Source organism: Flavobacterium gelatinilyticum (assembly GCF_027111295.1).
GTDB classification, from domain to species: domain Bacteria; phylum Bacteroidota; class Bacteroidia; order Flavobacteriales; family Flavobacteriaceae; genus Flavobacterium; species Flavobacterium gelatinilyticum.
In genome coordinates this window covers 820,902-840,568 of record NZ_CP114287.1, presented here as the reverse complement: position 1 = coordinate 840,568, position 19,667 = coordinate 820,902, and the positions used below count along the sequence as shown (strand labels likewise).

Below are 19,667 nucleotides of genomic sequence, written 5' to 3'. Positions count from 1 at the left end.
ATATGCATTTTTAAATTTATTAAAATGTAATAACTTTTAAATTTTCCATAATACAATGCACCGTAATTTTGTCACAAAACTTATGCAGGATAACAACTGTATAATTTGCAGAGCTTTTTGTGGAAGAAAAAGCATCAAGTCTGCAAGGTTGAACCTGTACTTTTACCATAATAATTTACATATCTAAAAATATTAGTAAACTTTAGTTATCATTTCATCTATAGGTAAACGAACTTTTTTGGCAGCTGCCATATAGTCTTTTTCCGAATCCCGATATCCTAGAGCGAGGATAACAGTAGAATGCAGCCCTTTTTCTTTCAAACCTAAAACCTCATCGATAGTGGCAGCATTAAATCCTTCGATAGGAGTGGCGTCCACTCTCAATTCTGCAGCAGCAATAAGTGCAGTTCCCAGTGCAATATAAGCCTGTTTGGCTGCCCAAAGAGCTTTTTGTTCTGCGTTAATAGCGCTGAAATAGGAATGAAGTCCATTTCTAAATCCTGATAAGGCACCAGCATCAAGACCTCTTTGTTTTTCTGTCATTGCTATGTAATCGTCAATGTAACTCGAAGTCATGTCAGTGAATGCAGCAAAAACCAACAAATGAGAGCAAGAGCTAATCTGTCCATTGTACGAATCGGCACCTAATTTCTTTTGGATTTCTGGATTACTTACAACAAAAACACGATAAGATTGCAGACCACAAGAAGATGCTGAAAGATTTATAGCCTCTAAGATCTGATCGACCTTTTCTTCTGTTACTTTAATGTTATTGTAAGCTTTTGCGGCGTAGCGCCACTTTAAATTTTCTATCAAATTCATTGCTATGTCTGTCTTAAATTTTGGCAAATATAAATTTTATTGTTTTCTTTTTCGAGTTTTTGGAGTGCTCCAGGAAATCCCAAATCACTCAGCTTAGTTCACTACAGAATAATTATCTGTTTTTCTTCATTATTGTATTTGTTTGAAGATTATTAATCTTTATAAATGCCTATAAAAAGAATAATTATCTGATTTTAAGTGTTTGTAAAAATATTTAATCTTTTATTTTAAAATTTGCAGGGTAAAAAAACTAAATAGTATCATCAGATGAAAGCGAACACACAAGAAGATAGGGGAATAGACGAAAAGCAGGATATTGAAAACATCCAGAATACAATCCAGAATGATTTTGAATTCACACTAAAAAGCACTTGTTTAGATGAAAACTATCACCCCTCAAGTCAAACGCGTCTGACAACCAATTTTGCAAACCTGGCTAGAGGAGCTAATCGCCAACAAAACTTACGTAATGCCTTAAATATGATTAACAATCGATTCAATGCATTGGCTTATTCGGATAATCCAAAAGCGGATCGTTACCTTGTAGAACTTGAAATCATCACAGTAACGATGCGTATTGATGATAAGAATGGTATTAACAATCTGCCGTTGATTGAAGTTTTAAAAACGAATATTTTTGATCGTAAAACCAGCCAGCACATCGAAGGTATTGCTGGGAATAATTTTTCTTCTTACGTACGTGATTATGATTTCAGTATTTTATTGATCGAGCACAATAAAAATAAATCTGATTTTTGTATTCCTGAAAATTTTGGTGATTTGCACGGAAAACTTTATAAGTGCTTTGTGAGTTCAGCTGCTTATAAAGAGCACTTTAAGATGCCGCCAGTCATTTGTCTAAGTGTATCGGGCAGCAAAACTTATACTCGAACTGAGTATCAGCACCCCGTTCTGGGTTTTGAGTACCAGCAGGATCAGTATTCCATCACTGATGAATATTTCTCTAAAATGGGCTTAAAAGTTCGTTTTTTCATGCCTCCGAACAGTGTTGCACCGATGGCTTTTTATCATTCCGGAGATCTACTTGCAGATTATACTGATCTTGGACTAATCAGCTCAATCAGCACAATGGAGACTTTCCAGAAAATTTATCGCCCTGAAATTTACAATGCAAATTCAGTTGCTGGGAAAATCTATCAACCTAGTCTTAAACACGAAGATTATTCACTGACCCGCGTGGTTTATGACCGAGAAGAGCGCAGCCGAATGGCTGTTGAACAGGGTAAATACGCAGAAGAGCATTTCATTAAACCTTACAAAAGTCTTTTGGAACAATGGTCTGCTAATTTTATTCTTTAACTGATTACAACGCATTAAAATTATACTATTATGAAGAAATTATTATTACCCACCTCTATTGTTGGAAGTTTACCCAAACCTGCCTGGCTTGCACCACCCGAAAAACTTTGGTCACCATGGAAATTAGAGGGTGATCAGCTGCTTGAAGGAAAACAAGATGCATTGCGCATTTCTTTGCAGGAACAACAATTGGCAGATCTAGATATCATTTGTGACGGCGAGCAGACTCGCCAGCATTTTGTGACGACTTTTATCGAGCATTTAAGCGGTGTAGATTTTGAAAATCGTAAAACAGTAAAAATCCGTAACCGTTACGACGCGAGTGTTCCAGTGGTGGTAGGTGAGGTTGCACGTCAAAAAGCAGTTTTTGCTGAAGATGCTAAATTTTTACGTAAACAGACTAATAAACCTATAAAATGGGCATTGCCAGGTCCGCTGACAATGGTAGATACCTTGTACGACGACCATTATAAAAGCCGGGAAAAGCTGGCGTGGGAATTTGCAAAAGCACTCAATGAAGAAGCAAGAGAACTTCAGGACGCAGGAGTAGATATTATCCAGTTTGATGAACCTGCATTTAATGTGTTCTTTGATGAAGTAAACGATTGGGGAATGGCAGCATTAGAAAGAGCCATTGAAGGTTTACATTGTCAAACTGCGGTTCATATTTGCTATGGTTATGGAATACAGGCAAATACTGATTGGAAAAAGACATTAGGTTCAGAGTGGCGGCAATACGAAGAAATTTTTCCGAAAATTCAAAAGTCTAAAATTGATGTGGTGTCTTTAGAATGTCACAACTCCAATGTGCCTTTAAATTTAATGGAACTTGTTCGCGGTAAAAAAGTGATGGTTGGTGCTATCGATGTGGCAACGAACACTATCGAAACACCAGAAGAAGTCGCTGATACCCTGCGTAAAGCTCTTGAGTTTGTAGATGCCGAAAATCTTTATCCTTCGACAAACTGCGGTATGGCACCGCTATCTCGAAACGTAGCTAGAGGCAAATTAAGTGCTTTAAGCGCAGGAGCAGAAATTATACGTAAAGAACTTGGGATTTAGTCTCAATGTATTAATTTGAATGTGGTTTCTTTGTTTGAAGCCTGCTGTCCGTAGAATTTAACAGAGCGACTCTGCGGACAGATTTTGTAATCTTGACTCTACGGGAGGATAATATTTAAAACACTTTGAAGAAATTATTAGAATTATTAAAAAAAGCAGGTTTCGACGGTTTCCTGTTAATGATAGCCGCCATGATTCTGATGGCTTATTTTTTACCAAAGCCAGGCTTGGTCAAAGAACCTGTTTCGTTGGAGGAGATTGCTAATGCCGGTGTTTCCTTGATTTTCTTGTTTTATGGCATGCGGCTAAGTGTTGAGAAACTAAAAGCTGGACTTTCCAACTGGAAAATGCACATTGTTGTCCAGTTGACAACCTTTTTATTTTTCCCGCTTATTGTTCTGGCATTTCGTCCGTTGTTTGTCAATAACGGCTTCGAACTGCTTTGGCTGGGTGTATTTTTCCTGGCAGCTTTACCGTCTACAGTATCCTCTTCCGTTGTCATGGTTTCCATCGCCAAGGGAAACATTCCAGCAGCTATTTTCAATGCGAGTATTTCCAGTTTGATTGGCGTAGTGGTTACGCCGCTTTGGGTTGGGTTGTTCATTGCTTCTGCGACAGGTGATTTTGATGTCACCCAAATCGGCTTAAAGTTGATTTTGCAAGTCTTGCTGCCTGTCATCATTGGCATAAGCCTCAATCCCCGTTTCGGCGCTATTGCCGAAAAATACAAGAAACAGCTCAAATATTTCGATCAGGCAGTTATTCTAACGATTATTTACACATCGTTTTGCAAGTCATTTTCTGAACATCTTTTCGAAGGCTTCACCGGTCTTGAACTTGCTGGACTAGCTGCGGGGATGATGGCGTTGTTTTTTGCCGTATTCTTTTGTGTGGGACTACTCAGCCGCCTGCTTGGTTTTTCAGATGAAGACCGTATTACTGTCTTATTCTGCGGGTCTAAAAAGTCATTGGTACACGGCACCGTTATGTCAAAAGTACTTTTTCAGTACAGTACTATCACAGGCATCGTATTGCTGCCGCTCATGCTTTATCATGCCTTGCAATTGATTGCTGCAAGTATCATAGCCCAGGGTATGGCTCGACGAAAAGAAGTACAGTTTTAATAGTCAATTTGACTGATAATGGAAGTTTTCTTGAAACTTTATTAAAGTTGCATAGATGTAATTTACTCTGCGTCATTCTATAAAACATTGTCTTTAGGTTTTTTTATGTTGTAAAAATAAGTTTTGCAGGTAGATATATCTTTAATTTGTTTAGAATAAGATTTTTATATTGTTTTTAATTGTATTTGAAGAATTTTATTCTAATTTAGAAATAAATTAAAATAAAATACAAAGTAAAAAAAAATATGGAGCAGATAGATGATATTGATCTTCAGTTACTAAATATACTGCATGATAATTCTAAGTATACAGTAAAAGAGCTTGCTAAGATGGTTAATCTTTCGGCATCGCCTGTTTTTGAGCGAATTAAAAGATTAGAAAACAGTGGATATATTAAGAAGTATATAGCACTCCTTGATGCAGAAAAATTAAACAGGGGATTTATTGTTTTCTGTAATATCAAACTTAAACAACACGATCGTAATATTGGAAATCAATTTGTTAGTGATATTATGAAAATAGAAGAAGTTGTAGAATGTTATAATATCTCAGGTGATTACGATTTTTTAATGAAAGTTTCTGCCAAAGACATGAAGCATTATCAGGATTTTGTGTTTAATAAATTGGGATCAGTTGAAAGTATAGGGAGTACCCAAAGTACCTTTGTTATGTCGGAGATAAAAAATATGTATGGATAGTTCCGCGATAGCTTATTTATTTGAAATTCACCTTAGCTTTTGTGAAAGAAAAGGTATTAAGTCCATTTTGGAATTATTTTATATTTAACATCAAAAACTGCGATAAGTCAAAAGAGAAAAAAACTATATCCTTAGCGGGATTTCGAACCATCGTTCAGCTTCGATTAAATTTCTAGCAACACCACTTTTAGCCTTTTTATTTCAAATTGACTAAGTATTTCCTGTGAAAAAAAGCGAACCACAAATATAAGGTCGTCAAGGCTTGAAAAATTTACAGATTTGTGCATAAAAAAGAGATAACTATCAATTAGTTATCTCTTTTTGTGACCTTACTGAACAATTTACAAACCATTTTATGAATGATTTAAAGAAATTAGCTTATTTTCAAGTGAATTTGTAAGATAATTATTTTAAATTTTTATTCAAGAGCAGTTTGTATGTATCGTTGGGGTTAAATTTTAAATTTCTTTAATTCCATATAATATCAAATTTATGAGATACAATTTGGAAGGAGATTTCAAATATTAAGACCATGTATTATAAGAGCGAAATTTAGATAGAATTGTGGACAATATTCATATAAAAATTTAGCGATGATATTGCTGGTTAAGTCTAAAATGCACCAATGGCCTTTTGATGACTAACATTTGCCGATAAATAATCATATACAGACTGTATGTAGTTCTGTTCCGATTGTCGTAGTGTTCTTTCTGTTTCCAGAATATCGCTGTAAAGGCGGGAGCCGAGTTCAAACTGTTGTTTTTGGTAATTGAAGATTTTCTCAGACAGCTCGTAGTTGTTTTTCGTCATCTGCATATTCTGCTGTGCATTAAAAACTTCCGTTTGAGATTTTAGTATTTCATAGCTCACATCAGCCGTTTTCTGCTTTAAATCCAGTTCATTTTGAGCAATCTGCATTTTTCTCTCATGGATTTCATTCTGATTTTTTATGTTGGAACTGATGGGAATTTTAAACTGCATTCCGACATAGCTGTAGGGAGTCCACCATTGGCCTAAACTGTAATCAAAATTAGAGTATTGAAAATGTTCCGTAAAGTTGGCAACGAGTGAAACTGTAGGAATAGCAGCCTGTCTTGTCCTATCCAGTTCAAGCTTAAGGCCTTCCTTTTTGATAATAAGCTGTTTTATCTCCGTACGTTTGTTGGTATCCGAAGCAGACAGCATTGTTTCATTTAGTTTGCCATAACTTGCTGAATCCAAAGATTCTGAAAGTGTAATGGCAGTATTGTCAGAAACGTTTATCTCATATTTCAATTTTGCCAAAGCCAGTCCGTAGTTTTGTTTTGCTTTCTGTGTTTCCACTTTTGCATTTTCATAATCCAGTTTGGCTTTCATATTGTCAGTTTCGATTAATGTGCCGGCTTTAAATTTCCCATCATTCAAATCAGCATACTGCTTGTAGCGCATCTCTTCATTGATAGCAATTTTCTGCTGTAGCTCTTTAAGGGTAACATTATAATAGGCCAGCGTAATTTGCTCTTTAATGATGTCCTCATCAGCCCTGTTTTTTTCTTTGGACAGTTCTAATTTATTTTTGGAGATTTTTACATCAGTTCCTATGCCCGGTTTGAAAATCGGCTGATTCAGCTCTAGGCTGAAAGAGGTGTGGTTATCAGGCGAGAACGGGAAGAGGGCCGGCTGTCCGTTAGGAGAAAAGCCCGCAGGGACATAAGCCTGCTGGATCTGAGTATTATAGATTACGCTTCCAGTAGATGAAATTTCTGGAAGCCATTCTTTTTTGGATTTAGAAATTTCATTCTGGTTTAGATCGACATTGTATTTATGGGATTGTATATCATATCGGTTCTTCAAACCTAATTCTACAGCCTGCTGTAGATTTATTTCTATAGTGCTCTCGTTTTTTTCTTGTGAATATCCTGAAATTGAACTCAGGATCAATAGAACTAGTGAAACTTTTTTTATCATTGTTAATTCTTTGTTTATTAGGGAAATAAGGAAAAATTTCTTAGTGGTCATTTACTACCCTCATTTTTTCTTTCTTATTATATCTGATCAGCAGTATGAAAGGAATACAGAATAAAACGGCTCCTCCTAACATGCCAAAGCCTTGATTGTAGCTTACCAGCATCTGCTGCTTGGTGACAATTCCGTCCAGCATGCTGTAAGCCGCTTGTGAGGCCTGATCGCTGGAATAGCCTGCCTGAGAAAACATTTGCGTAAAAGATGCAAGCCGTTCGTTGGCTGCTTCGCTATAATCTGAAACATTTCCAATCATGTTTCCGTGAATATCGGCTGTCGAACGGTTCAGGTAAATGTTAATGATAGCAATTCCAACAGCACCACCCATTTGTCGGAGCATATTTGATAGTCCAGTTGCCTGGGCCAAATCCTTTCCCTGCAATCCAGCAACTGCTAATCCTAGTATAGGCATCATCATTAAGGCAGTTCCAAATCCTCTGATTATAAATGGCCAGAAGAAATGACTTTCATTTGATTCCGGTCCTGAAAATGAAAGCATAAAAAGAAAAGTGGAATTCATTAAAAGACCTATGAGCATTATGGTTTTTGGGTTAGATCCTTTGTTTAGAAATCGGCTGACAATGATCATGCCTATGGAAGTTGCAATAGCTCCGGGTATCATAAAAGCTCCCTGCTTTGTAGCCGTCCATCCTAACGCAACTTGTGTAAAAAGAGGGAAAATAAATACAGAACCATTGATTACCATCCCAATAACAAAATTCAAGACATTACCCATCGCAAGATTGAAACTTTTATACAGACGAAGATTCACTGCTGGATAATCTATAGAAAGCTCACGGACAATAAAAGCGATAATACCTAGAACGGCTGTGATAAAGAAAAATACAATTTCTGAACTTTCAAACCAGTCTTTTGACGAACCTTCTTCTAAAATGAACTGCAGAGATCCAATGCCGACGACTAGAAATACAATTCCCCACCAATCGATTTTCTTTAATTTTTCCACACCGGGAAGATTTGTTACGTATCTCATAGCGAGTAAGGCGGCGATTACACCAATAGGCACGTTTACAAAGAATATCCAGTGCCACGAAAAGTTATCAGTTATAAAACCACCTAAGACAGGGCCAAATGTAGGGCCGAGTATGACTCCCAGTCCGAAAATGGCCTGACCTGTTGCGGCTTCTTTGGGGGGAAATGCACCTAAAATAATTGATTGCGCGGTTGACAGAAGGCCACCACCACCAATGCCTTGGATAAAACGCCAGAAAACCAGTACCCATAAGCTGTCGGATAAACCGCACATCAATGAGGCGAATGTAAATATGATAACAGAACTGCTGAAGTAGATCTTTCTCCCAAAGAGGTTGGAGAGCATGCTTGATAGAGGAATAATAATAACATTAGCAATTCCGTAAGACGTAATGACCCATGCAATCTCTGTTGTCGTAGCACCAATATTACCGCTGATTTCTCTCAAGGCGACATTTACAATAGTTGTATCAATAAGTTCCAGTACTGCGCATGAAATAGCGGTAATGACTAGTAACCATTTCTCGAGGCCTTGAGGATATACAACTGTTTCCGTTTTTTTTTCGGATTCAGCTGTGTTTGCTTCATCCTTTTCAGAAAAATTATTTTCCATTTTTTAGTTTACTTTAACTTTCACAAAAGCGCTTAGTCCTGGAAAAAGCTCATACTTTTTGGCAGGTGGGAAATTATCTATTGATATGCGGACAGGAACACGTTGTGTGATTTTGATAAAATTGCCAGTAGCATTATCAGGTGGAAGCAGACTGAATTTCGCGCCTGTAGCACCTCCAAAAGACTCAATTTTGCCGTTTAATTCTATATTAGAATGAGAATCTAATTTTATTATGACATTGTTGCCAATTTTCATTTTCTCGATCTGCGTTTCTTTGAAATTAGCTGTAATCCAGTGTTTTTCAGAATCGACCACAACGCATAAAGACTGTCCTATTGTTACATACTGCCCTTGATTGAATGCGCGTTTGGTTACGATTCCGTCGCATGGAGCAATCACATATGCATAAGATAGCTGTTTTAGAGCTAAATTTAGTTCTGCCTGACGCTGTGAGATTTGTGCATTCGAAAGTCCAATCTGGCCTGAGTAAGCCCTGGCTTGTGATTTTGCTCCCTTAAAAGATGCCAACGCAGACTGTTCCTGATTTAAAGATTTTTTGTATTCTGACTGGGCTATCTGCAGGTTTGCTTTTGCATTGTCAAGCTGTTCCTGCGTAGCACCTTTAACGTCCAGTAGCTTATTTACTCTCTCAAGATCTAGCTGCGCTTTATTCAGTTTGGCTTTTGCTGCGCCAATTGCTTGCCTGTTTGATTCTGCTGTCTTTTGTGAAGCCGATGCATTATCGCTTCCCGCTGATGCGTTGTTTTTGGATACCGACAGATTTGCTTTAGAGTTTAGAAGAACCGCCTGAGCCTGCTGCACTTTTGCCTGCAACTCATCTGTATCAAAAATAATAAGAGTATCTCCTCTTTTTACTTTCTGATTGTCTTGAAAGTGTATTTCTTTAACAAATCCGGTAACGCCCGAGCGGATAGAGTAGAGGTTGCTGTCAAGTTGCGCATTGTCGGTCGATTCATATTGCGCTCCTGTAAAATGAACTGTTAATGTAATGGCAAGTACAGCCGTAATGGCTATCGCAATTATCTTTATTTTTTTTACGGATTTTTTTGATTCTGTTTTTTTTTCCATTTCTGATTTCTAATTTAGAGTTTAATAATTTTTAGTCCGACCAGTCGGTATGTTTTTGAATGTTTTTATTTTTATTCGTGGGACGAATGTCTTGATTGTATGTAAAAGTTAAAGCTTAGGAAATTAAATCGGATTTAAGTTCATTGTAGAAATCATTCCAAACAGTTCTTAGTTTTTCTGTTATTATTTTTTCAGGATGCAGTTCTATTCCCATATTTCTTCGAATACCGACGGCAATCCTTGTAAATATGAAAATTTGAGCAATGCTTTCATTACTCATCTTTGTTTTGATTTCATCATTCTGTTTTGCACGGACAACAACTTCTGTCCAAATATTAAGCTCAAGAGTGTTAAGTTTAGAAAAGTTTTCTCTAAGTTCAGGAAACATTCTGATTGCTTCAAATATCATGGTAAGCAGATTACTGTCATTGGATTCTGCCCTTTGAGCAGAGTATTGATTTAGAAGCTCTAGGTAATTGGTATAAAAAGACTGTAGGGAACTATTATCCAATTTATCGTAATAGAACAATATTTTCCCCATAAGATGCTGTTCGATAACTTCCCTGAATAATTCCTCTTTACTGGAAAAGTAATGATAAAAAGCGCCTTTTGACAATCCCGCGGCATCGACCAATTCTTTCATTGAAACTTCTTTGAAAGTTTTGCTCAAGAATAGTTTGTAGCTTGTTTCAAGTATGTGCTGCTTTGTTTCTTTCATAGCTGTGAATATAGGTTTAAAAGGCTTCTTCAAGGTAAAATTAAAAACCGAACGATCGGTATGCAAAAGTAAAATGTTTATTTTATTGTACAACTATTAAGAATAAAAAAAAAGTGCTATCCATTTGGATATCCATTACAGGCTCATTATCAACGCTTATAATTAGCTAAATGTATCATTCTGATAATCCGCTAAAAATTCCGTAGTCGTCATTCCAGTCTGCATTTTAAAGAAACGCATTAAATGGCTGGGTTCAGAAAAGTGCAGCTCATCCGCAATTTCTGAAACATTTTTTCCTGAGTGGATAAGGTAATTTTTTATCTCAAAGAGAAGTCTTTGCTTTAGAAGATGTGTTGCGGTAACGTTAAACTGCTTTTTAACAGCCGAATTAATAGTTATACGGCTTATGCCTAATAAAGAGACATAGTCATCGATTCGCTGTTTTTCAGTAATATGAAGTTCGAGTAATTGTTTAAACTGATAGGCGTAATTATTTTCTGCTTTCTCAAGAGAAAGATCAAATCTATTAGCATATTCACGGTTGAATTTCTGCAATAAATAGTATAAAAGCGAACGTATAATGTGCACGCTGTCAGGTTTTGGCTCCAAAAGTTCTCCTTTTATTTCTGTAAGCAGGCTGCATGCCTTTTCAAGATCTGCCTTGTCAATACTGATACTTAGCGGAAAGTTTAACTGATAAAAGTACAATAGGCGGTAGGTGAAAAATTTATCTGAGAAAAAATCATTTAGAAAATCTTCCTGAAAAACAAGTATAGTAAAATCTAAACCGTCAGGTTCTAAATTCCATTGTCTTTTCTGAAAAGGAGAAATAAATACAATGGTATCGTCGTTTATCGTTATTTTCTGCTGATTTAAAATAAGAGTGCCTTTTGCTTTTTTAAAAAGAAGAATCTCAAAAAAATCAGCATTATACATTTCTGTTTTCAGGTAGTTGACTTTTACATCATTGCCTCTTAAAACATTTAGTAGAATATCAACGCCGCATTCCGACTTATGAAATTTAATTGTTCTCAACCGTTTTTATTTGTTGCATTAATAAAACAGAGAAGCACCTGTATAAGACAGATGCATTTCAAATTTAGTAAAAATTTAGATAAATTATATTATTGGTTTTCCTATTAAGCGTTTTAAACTGCCAGATAATCGTTCGTGTTTATTACAGAAGCATAGAAAAAACTCAATCCTGCAAGAAACGCTGTCTGTACATCTGCAGCATTTACCTTTTGACCGTTTACTTCCAAATCTCTTGTAGCGCAGGCATTGCCTATCACAGTGCATTCAAATTCAAAATCTTTTGCCGCTCTTACAGTAGCATCCACGCAAATATGAGTCATCATTCCTGTAAAAACAAGTTCTGTGATGTTTTGTGATTTTAGATATTCCAAGAGATCAGTATCCCTAAAACTGTTAGGATAATATTTCGTTATAACCTTTTCAGATTCCAGCGGTTTTACATTCTGGTGGATTTTGACGCCTTCTGTTTCAGGCAGAAAGAAAAATGCCCCAGGAGCTACGGATAAATGCTGAACATGTATAACTGGCTGTTCTTCAGACCTGAATTTTTCAATAATTTTAGCCGCGTTTTCGCTTGCCTTTAGAGCGCCTGAAAGTTCCATTGCTCCATTTTCAAAGTAATCATTCTGTATGTCTATAACAATTAATGCTTTGCTCATAATTCACTGTTTTTAAGTTTATCAAATACAAAGTTATATGGAAGTAGCAGGCTCGTTGCTACCAAATCAGATTTTAAAACTGCCATTTTGATAAATCAACTAGGAAGAGTGATGAAAATTATTTCGACATAATTTCAATTAGCTTATCAGAATGGCATTTATTGATTATTATTTGGTAGCCTGTTCTGTAAATCACCAATTTACCTTTGCATCAAAATTTATTTCTGCCTGTATCTTTATTTATAATGCCGGCGGATGATGATAATCTAAATAATAAAAACATGAAAAAATTAGTTTTAGCAATTGCTTTAATTGCATTTATGTCTTCGTCTTATGGACAGAAGCAGACAAGTATCCAATTAATCAGAAATGCTACTGTGGTGTTTCGCTACTCAGGCAGTGAATTTCTTATTGATCCTATGCTAGCAAAAAAAGGTGCTTATCCAGGTTTTCCGGGAACGGCAAATTCAAATCTGCGTAATCCACTAGTTGAACTTCCAGTTACAGCCGAAAGTCTTCTTGAACCAGATGCAGTGCTTTTAACACATCTGCATCCTGACCATTGGGATGAAGCAGCTATAAAAATGCTTTCAAAAGATAAGCCTGTTTTGACTCAGAACAAGGAAGATGCTGAAATTGTGCGAAATGAAGGATTCAAAGATGTACGAATTTTATCGGATAAATCGAAATTTAAGAATATCCAAATTCAAAAAATTCATGCCCAACATGGGTCGGACGAGGCATATGCGAATCCTCAATTGGCAGAAAGATTAGGTGAAGTCTCAGGTTATTTCTTTAATGAAGCAGGCCAAAAGTCAGTATATTTTGTTGGTGACGCGATTTGGACAGATTCTTTTGAAGCTGTTTTAAAAAGTTTGAAACCCGATGTTGTTGTTTTAAATACAGGCTTCGCTCAGGTGGATGGTTTTGGAGCCATTATTATGGGGAAAGAAGATGTTTTAAAAGTGCACAAAGTTTTACCGAATGCTACAATTGTTGCAATACATATGGAAGCTATCAATCATTGCATTCTGAGTAGAAAAGAACTTGCAGATTATGTAAAAAGCAATGGCATTTCTAAGAAAGTAATCATTGCTGCGGATGGTGAGAGAATTAAACTTTAAATTAAATTTCACTAATGATGCTTTTAACTCTTAAAGATGGAAAAATATTTGAGAAACGTGCGCATTTCGATCTTACGGATATTAAATCACAGATGGCTCCGCCGCTTAAATAGTATAGAAAAGCATTTTGTGATGACATAAATTGAAATAGTTCCTATATGAAAAAAAGGTCTAAATGACGAGTTTAAGTTCTTCGTTTAGACTTTTTTGTACAATATCTTTTTTAAATATTTTTGATTTTTTATGACAATAACAATCGTCATCCTCAGCATCATGTGAATACCTTATGAGTCTTCAGACATGTAGTTTTTTCTTTGAGATTTTCATTGTCAAATTCCATAAAACTAAAATTATTGTTAATATAAACACAACAAATTTGTTAAGTATAATGTTTGCAATGCATAAGAGCGGTTTGAATCCACTAAGGTTAACTTTACAGGACATACAAATCGCTTGTTTTTAGAAGTAAAAACGGGTTAAATAGTCCCGAGAAGGCATAAAAAAAAACGCTAAATCCGAAAATTTAACGTTTCTTTAAGAGTGACGGGGACAGGACAAATTACAACATCATTTTTGGATGATTTGAAGAAAGTGGCTTTCTATATGTAGTGTCTGTTTTCCATTGGCTATGTAAATTTGGTTTAGATGTGCTAAGTAGGATTGATGCAAAAATTATAAAAACTCAATTGATTCATCGCACTAAACTGATATATAAATTTACAAATTTTATGGAGGATTTTAAAAGATTGTTTTACGTAAAGGCAGGATTGTCTTTCTTTGGCTCTATGAACTACTTTATACGATTTAGGTTTTGTGGCACAAAAGTAATCCCTTTCATCTTCTCTAGTAAGAGGTTTGGTGGATTTCTTTTTGGTTCTTTTGAAAGTCATAGGCTTAGGTCTTCCTTTAGGTTTATTCTGTAAGCCTAAAACTCCTTGTTTTTGATAATTCTTCTGCCACTGAATGATAACAGAACTACTAGGAATATTAAACTCAACACAAGTGTCTTCCAAAGATAGTGATTTATCTATAATTCCCTGCAATACATTTTACTTAAAATCAACAGAATAGTATTGATTCTTTCTAGGTAATAGCCCTTCTTTACCAACCTTTTTGTAAAAACTAATCCATTTACAGAGATTTGATATTCTTAAATTTTTCTCTTTTGCAACTGAATTAATTGAATAATTCTTTTTTAAAACTTCATTGACACAAAGAAGCTTAAATTCATAACTGTATTTGACTTTTCTTTCCATAAAAATGCCCCCAAATAGTATCTAACTTTTTGGGGGCAGTTCAATGGCTTCCCTTTTTTTTCTCTAGTATCAGAACATACATCAATTCCAGTTGTCGATCTTCACATCATGGGGATTCGGTGCCCCCTGACCGGTTTCAAGAGCCGATTTCAGGCTCATCAGAAAGATGGCCCATTTGGTGCTGCAGTGCTGCATGAACTCGGATTTCTCCTTCCACTTGGTGTGGCTGAAAAGCACAACGGAGTATCCGCCATCCTCCTTCAGTTCCCATCGTATCACCGAGCCGATCCATTCCTTTTCGCCTCCGACCACGTTCCATTCCACAAGCTTTCCGGGCTCCAGCTTTGCGACCTCCATTTCGAAGCCGCCGCCGACAAAACGGAACTCTATTTTCCCACCTACTTTTTCAGGTGTCCCGGCAGTATCCACCGTCCACCACGATTTGAGCCCCTCCAGGGTGGCCAGCCTCTGATATACCTCCTCGGCCGAGGATCCCTTCACTGCGATCCTGTGCACTATTTCATTCATAGTTTTTATTTTTAGGTTTAAAGTTGATTAAATAATAATCCAAAGATAGCCAGTTATTTAACAGTAGGACATGGGCGAAATGGCCAATCTTGGATGTTGATTTGGACAGCAACGTTTCCTATCTTTGTTGAAAACAGGACCGATGAAACACATCACTATTTTGATTCCGGAAGGCGACAGCAACCTGAGCAGCATCGTGGGATCCTATAAGATACTGTCCAGGGCCAATGAATTCTGGACCAATAAAAGGGGAAAGGGCTATAGGATACAGCTTGCCGGCAGCCAGCCGGAAGTGGGCTTCAAGGGCGGGCTTTTTGCCGTGCGTCCCCATCTGGCTTTTTCAGCCATCCAGGCCACGGACCTTGTGGTGGTGCCCTCCCTGAACCATAATTTTGCCAACGCCATACGTGACAACCAGGAGATGATCGGCTGGATAGCCCGACAGCGGGCCGGTGGCGCAGAGATCGCGAGCATATGCACGGGTGCCTTCATGCTGGCCGCGGCCGGCCTGCTGGACGGGAAAAGCTGCTCAACGCACTGGGCTGCCCACCACCAGATGCTGGAGCTGTTTCCTGAGGTACGGCTTGAAAGGGACAAGCTCATTACCGACCAGGACGGCCTCTATACCAACGGGGGCGCCTTTTCCTTCCTGAACCTGCTGCTCTACCTGGTAGAGAAATACTTTGACAGGGAGACGGCCATCTACTGTTCTAAGGTATTCCAGATCGATATGGACCGGCAGAGCCAGTCGCCCTATACGATCTTCACGGGCCAGAAGCGGCATATGGACCGGGTCATTATCCAGGCGCAGGAGTACCTGGAGGACAACGGGCATGAAAAGATATCGATGCAGGACCTTGCAGGCCAGTTTGCACTGAGCCGCCGCAATTTCGACCGCCGTTTCATAAGGGCCACAGGCAATACGCCCCTGGAATACCTGCAGCGCATCAGGGTCGAGATTGCCAAAAAAGCCTTTGAGAGCACCGGCAAGAGCATCGCCGAGGTCATGTACGAGGTGGGCTATTCGGACGTCAATGCCTTCCGCCAGGTGTTCAGAAGAATTACGGGAGTTCTGCCGGCCGTATACAAGGACCGCTACAACAAACATGAAGCAATTTAAAATGCCTAATTTACCACATGTCAAAATAGTTTACCAAGCCTGTAAATCTGCAGCTTGTTTCTTCAGACAATTTATTTTAGTAATAGCTTCACTCCATAAAATCCATTTTTTTATTTTACGCAGCCATTTTTTTGCTATGAAGACCAGAAAATTCATGTGATCAATTTTGAACGAAAAAGCACAAAATAAAGAACTAAATTGAAAACTCACCTGAAGATCTACCAAGTAACTTTGTGCTATTAAAATTGTATAACAAAAAAAATTATTAAAATGAAAGATTTTAGATTTTGGATACTTGTTACAGCCACTTCCATCTTTTCATTGAAAGTCTCTGCTCAAGCAAAGCAAGATGATTGCACAGTGCAATTGGAAGGGTTAAAGAAGATAAATCAATGGACTCTTGTATATGAAAACGCAATAACGGAAAATGTTCCTGGAAAAGTAAATGTCCATCCTGTTACTTGTAAGCTGCACAATATTGACATAGCTGCCAATGTTTATACACCACCAAACTATGATCCATCAAAAAAATATGCCGCTATTGTGGTAGCACATCCAAATGGAGGTATAAAAGAACAAGTTGCAGGCTCATATGCACAACAGTTAGCCGAACTAGGATATATTACAATTGCTGCAGACGCCTCTTATCAAGGAGCAAGCGGAGGATTTCCAAGAAATGTCGACAGACCCTCGAACAGAATAGAAGATGGCTATAGATTTAAACTAAAATAAATTCATTTTTAAATAGCCAAAAAGGTTTCGATCTTCATTTACCTTAGTTCATTCCTTTATTTCCTGCACTTATTGTTTTTGGGTTGAATATGAAATAACGGCATCATAGTTTTGTCCTGTTTAATGACTAAAACTTTAAAAAAAATGAATAGAGAACTTGTATTTTTAAGAACATTTGCAGCATTTGTAGCTATCGGCGTAACACTGCTTACAACATCTGCATTCAAAAAATTAGGCAACCAAAAATTTACAGAGATTGATGTTGAACGTATCAACATCGTTGAAAAAGACGGTACAGTGAAAATGATCATTACCAATGTAGAGCGTTTTCCGAACGGAACTCAAAAAGTCAACAATCGTTCTACCAATGCAGACCGCAAGAAGCGTTCGGGAATGCTGTTCTTCAATGAAGAAGGTATAGAGGCAGGCGGATTCATCTACGACGGCAAGAAGAACGAAAAAGGTCATTCTGCAGGTCTTTCCCTTACTTACGATCAGTACGACGGCGATCAGGTAATGCAGCTGCTGACACAAGATATGGAAAAGGATGGCAAAAGATTTGTGAGTAGTACGCTGGCGTTCAACGATCGGCCTATTAAGGAGTCACAGCTCAAAACCATGGAAATTATGACGGAATTGGAAGAACTGCGCAAAAAAGATCCGAAAGTGATTGAGGAAAAATACAGAGAATATGAAGCACAAGACTTGGTGGGAGGCGTTCCGCGTGTTATGCTGGGCAAATCAAGAAGCCAGAATAACGGACTGTTTCTTTACGATGACAAAGGGATGCCGAGAGGGATGTTTTATGTAGATAAGGAAAACAATGCAAAACTCGATTTCTTTGATGATAAAGGAAATACGATTGCTTCTTTTCCAGAGAAGAAAAATTGAAAATAACATCAAAACGAAATGTCCTGTGGAATACAGGACTTTTTTTTCGTAAATTGCCTTATCAAAATGCCAATGAACAAATTTCATCCATAAAATAAATGTAAACCGCAGCTTCCTGCTGTTTATTGTGCTGTTTGCATATTTACAGTCTATTTACACCCGTATTGTGGCAAGGCAGTATATCAACGCTTATACTTTTACTCCGGAAGCGGCACTGGCCACATTAATGGGCATAGGAATTTTGTTTGTTATAATTCTTTTCTTTATACGAAAATGGCAGAAAAGTGATGGCTTCAACACAGGTACTATGCTGAAAATTTTAGGCTCATCATTGTTTATGTTTGTGATTTCAATGCTACTGATCGGATTTTTGACTGCACTTGCGTTTGATACTGTAGAGCGGAATTTTAACCCTCAGACATTGACGATTTCGCTATTTTCACATTTTCTTGATGGATTTATCTACAGCAGTTTTTTTCTTGCCTACTACTATTATCAAGACAATATAAAAAAACAACAGAAATTGGCATCCTACAATGAAGCATTGTCGGAAAGTAAAATCAACCAGCTAAAAAAGCAGCTTAATCCACATTTTCTGTTTAACAATCTGAATGTATTGGACCAGCTTATAGAAGAGGACAAAGACAAAGCCTCCGATTTCCTGAATGAATTTGCCGAAATTTACCGTTATGTATTGCAATCAACAGATAAGGAATTGGTTCGTATTGAAGAAGAAATTGTTTTTGCCCGGCAATACTTCAAGCTAATTCATTATAAATACGGAAATGCCTATCAATTGAAGATAGAAAATAAAAGCATAAACGGCTTTATCGTTCCAATGACCCTGCAATTGCTCCTTGAAAATGCGGTACAACATAATCTGGGAACGAAAGAAAATCCAGTCTGCATCGAAATAAAAACTGAAGCAGATATTTTTGTATCCAACAATATCAATCTAAAACGGAACGTAAAGCCCACATCAGGACGGGCATTGAAGAATTTAAAGGAACAGTATGGACTACTTTCTGGAAAGCCGATAGAAATTAATCAAATAGATAATATTTTTTCGGTCCGTGTTCCTATAATTAACAATCAAAATACATGATAAAAATACTCATTATAGAAGATGAAATACCGGCAAGGAATAAACTCAAACGCTTTATCGAAGAATTGGATTCGCCTGTTGAAATTGTAGCAGAATTGGATACTGTGCAATCTGCCATCGAATTTTTGAGCCACCACCAGCCTGACCTTATTTTTTCGGACATCGAATTGCTGGACGGCAATGCTTTTGAAATTTACCAACAAGTCTCTCTTCTTTGTCCGATAATTTTCACCACGGCCTATGACCAATTTTGGATGGATGCTTTTGAGGGAAATGGTATAGCTTACCTGCTGAAACCTTTTTCCAGAGAGCGGTTTAAAAAGGCTTGGGACAAATTCCGTCTGCTTAAAGATTCGGATTCGGAGGAACAAAATGCTATTATGAATTTAACCCAGCTCATCCGTCAGAATTTAGCAGATAAGTCTTACAAGAAGCGTTTTGTGGTCAACACGCAGCAGGGGATTTACTTTTTGGACACGCAGAGCATTATGTTTTTTAAAGCCGATGAGGGCGTTGTCTTTGCTTATGATCATCAAGAAAAAAAACATCTGCTGTCCGAACGCACTTTAAAGGAAATAGAAGAACAACTCAATCCTTTTGACTTTTACCGCATTAATCGAGCAGAACTAATCCACAAACCTTATATTGAAAAAATAGAACGTTATGATAAAAACACACTGGCTATTAAATTAAAAGATTACAAAAACTATCTCAAAACCAGTCGAAGTCAAACGTCCGCATTTCGAGAATGGGTAGAGAAATAGAGTTTTGAGCAGA

The 19,667-nt window shown here is 37.3% G+C and carries 20 protein-coding genes; 10 read left to right on the top strand and 10 right to left on the bottom strand.

Annotation, left to right across the window (positions count from 1 at the left end):
• Nucleotides 1-192: 192 nt before the first annotated feature.
• Complete coding sequence (locus OZP11_RS03550) at nt 193-822, bottom strand: nitroreductase family protein (protein ID WP_281233848.1); 630 nt, start codon at nt 820-822, stop codon at nt 193-195.
• 267 nt (nt 823-1,089) lie between these two features.
• Here OZP11_RS03550 and OZP11_RS03545 point away from each other — a divergent pair, with 267 nt between their 5' ends.
• The 4 genes from OZP11_RS03545 to OZP11_RS03530 all read left to right on the top strand — a co-directional run bounded on the left by OZP11_RS03545 (nt 1,090) and on the right by OZP11_RS03530 (nt 5,026).
• Complete coding sequence (locus tag OZP11_RS03545; protein ID WP_281233847.1) at nt 1,090-2,142, top strand: DUF1852 domain-containing protein; 1,053 nt, start codon at nt 1,090-1,092, stop codon at nt 2,140-2,142.
• A gap of 30 nt (nt 2,143-2,172) precedes the next feature.
• The gene (locus OZP11_RS03540; RefSeq protein ID WP_281233846.1) at nt 2,173-3,204 is read left to right on the top strand and encodes a methionine synthase; all 1,032 of its coding nucleotides are present in this window, start codon (nt 2,173-2,175) and stop codon (nt 3,202-3,204) included.
• Between the two features lie 125 nt (nt 3,205-3,329).
• Entirely contained in the window at nt 3,330-4,328 is a 999-nt protein-coding gene (locus OZP11_RS03535) for a bile acid:sodium symporter family protein (RefSeq protein WP_281233845.1), read from the top strand.
• A gap of 245 nt (nt 4,329-4,573) precedes the next feature.
• Nucleotides 4,574-5,026, top strand: coding sequence for an Lrp/AsnC family transcriptional regulator (locus OZP11_RS03530; protein WP_083694586.1), 453 nt, complete (start codon nt 4,574-4,576; stop codon nt 5,024-5,026).
• Nucleotides 5,027-5,638: 612 nt separating this feature from the next.
• On the opposite strand, the gene OZP11_RS03525 is transcribed toward OZP11_RS03530, so the two are convergent.
• The 6 genes from OZP11_RS03525 to OZP11_RS03500 form a co-directional block, all read right to left on the bottom strand.
• On the bottom strand, nt 5,639-6,973 hold the full coding sequence (locus tag OZP11_RS03525; protein WP_281233844.1) for a TolC family protein: 1,335 nt from the start codon (nt 6,971-6,973) through the stop codon (nt 5,639-5,641).
• Between the two features lie 40 nt (nt 6,974-7,013).
• Complete coding sequence (locus OZP11_RS03520; protein ID WP_281233843.1) at nt 7,014-8,633, bottom strand: DHA2 family efflux MFS transporter permease subunit; 1,620 nt, start codon at nt 8,631-8,633, stop codon at nt 7,014-7,016.
• Between the two features lie 3 nt (nt 8,634-8,636).
• A complete protein-coding gene (locus tag OZP11_RS03515) occupies nt 8,637-9,722 on the bottom strand; it encodes an HlyD family secretion protein (protein ID WP_281233842.1) in 1,086 nt (361 codons plus the stop codon).
• Between the two features lie 115 nt (nt 9,723-9,837).
• Nucleotides 9,838-10,440 carry a TetR/AcrR family transcriptional regulator gene (locus OZP11_RS03510; protein WP_281233841.1) on the bottom strand — a complete coding sequence of 201 codons (603 nt, stop codon included), beginning with the start codon at nt 10,438-10,440 and terminating at the stop codon, nt 9,838-9,840.
• 162 nt (nt 10,441-10,602) lie between these two features.
• Nucleotides 10,603-11,475, bottom strand: coding sequence for a helix-turn-helix domain-containing protein (locus OZP11_RS03505; protein ID WP_281233840.1), 873 nt, complete (start codon nt 11,473-11,475; stop codon nt 10,603-10,605).
• A 113-nt stretch (nt 11,476-11,588) separates the two neighbouring features.
• Nucleotides 11,589-12,134, bottom strand: a complete 546-nt coding sequence (locus OZP11_RS03500) for a cysteine hydrolase family protein (RefSeq protein WP_281233839.1) — start codon at nt 12,132-12,134, stop codon at nt 11,589-11,591.
• Between the two features lie 281 nt (nt 12,135-12,415).
• Here OZP11_RS03500 and OZP11_RS03495 point away from each other — a divergent pair, with 281 nt between their 5' ends.
• Nucleotides 12,416-13,258, top strand: a complete 843-nt coding sequence (locus OZP11_RS03495) for an MBL fold metallo-hydrolase (RefSeq protein WP_281233838.1) — start codon at nt 12,416-12,418, stop codon at nt 13,256-13,258.
• 650 nt (nt 13,259-13,908) lie between these two features.
• On the opposite strand, the gene OZP11_RS03490 is transcribed toward OZP11_RS03495, so the two are convergent.
• The 3 genes from OZP11_RS03490 to OZP11_RS03485 form a co-directional block, all read right to left on the bottom strand.
• Entirely contained in the window at nt 13,909-14,301 is a 393-nt protein-coding gene (locus OZP11_RS03490) for a helix-turn-helix domain-containing protein (protein ID WP_281233837.1), read from the bottom strand.
• Between the two features lie 6 nt (nt 14,302-14,307).
• Nucleotides 14,308-14,514 carry a transposase gene (locus tag OZP11_RS24920; protein WP_432419652.1) on the bottom strand — a complete coding sequence of 69 codons (207 nt, stop codon included), beginning with the start codon at nt 14,512-14,514 and terminating at the stop codon, nt 14,308-14,310.
• Between the two features lie 81 nt (nt 14,515-14,595).
• Nucleotides 14,596-15,042: an SRPBCC family protein gene (locus tag OZP11_RS03485; RefSeq protein WP_281233836.1), complete on the bottom strand. Its 447-nt coding sequence runs from the start codon at nt 15,040-15,042 to the stop codon at nt 14,596-14,598.
• Between the two features lie 142 nt (nt 15,043-15,184).
• Between OZP11_RS03485 and OZP11_RS03480 the strand changes: the two genes are divergently transcribed.
• The 5 genes from OZP11_RS03480 to OZP11_RS03460 all read left to right on the top strand — a co-directional run bounded on the left by OZP11_RS03480 (nt 15,185) and on the right by OZP11_RS03460 (nt 19,654).
• A complete protein-coding gene (locus OZP11_RS03480; RefSeq protein ID WP_281233835.1) occupies nt 15,185-16,162 on the top strand; it encodes a GlxA family transcriptional regulator in 978 nt (325 codons plus the stop codon).
• 270 nt (nt 16,163-16,432) lie between these two features.
• A complete protein-coding gene (locus OZP11_RS03475) occupies nt 16,433-16,894 on the top strand; it encodes an alpha/beta hydrolase (protein WP_281233834.1) in 462 nt (153 codons plus the stop codon).
• 144 nt (nt 16,895-17,038) lie between these two features.
• A complete protein-coding gene (locus OZP11_RS03470; protein WP_281233833.1) occupies nt 17,039-17,785 on the top strand; it encodes a hypothetical protein in 747 nt (248 codons plus the stop codon).
• A 166-nt stretch (nt 17,786-17,951) separates the two neighbouring features.
• The gene (locus OZP11_RS03465; protein WP_281233832.1) at nt 17,952-18,890 is read left to right on the top strand and encodes a sensor histidine kinase; all 939 of its coding nucleotides are present in this window, start codon (nt 17,952-17,954) and stop codon (nt 18,888-18,890) included.
• Nucleotides 18,887-19,654, top strand: coding sequence for a LytR/AlgR family response regulator transcription factor (locus tag OZP11_RS03460; RefSeq protein WP_281233831.1), 768 nt, complete (start codon nt 18,887-18,889; stop codon nt 19,652-19,654). Before OZP11_RS03465 ends, OZP11_RS03460 begins: the two co-directional genes overlap by 4 nt.
• The last annotated feature ends 13 nt before the right edge of the window (nt 19,655-19,667 follow it).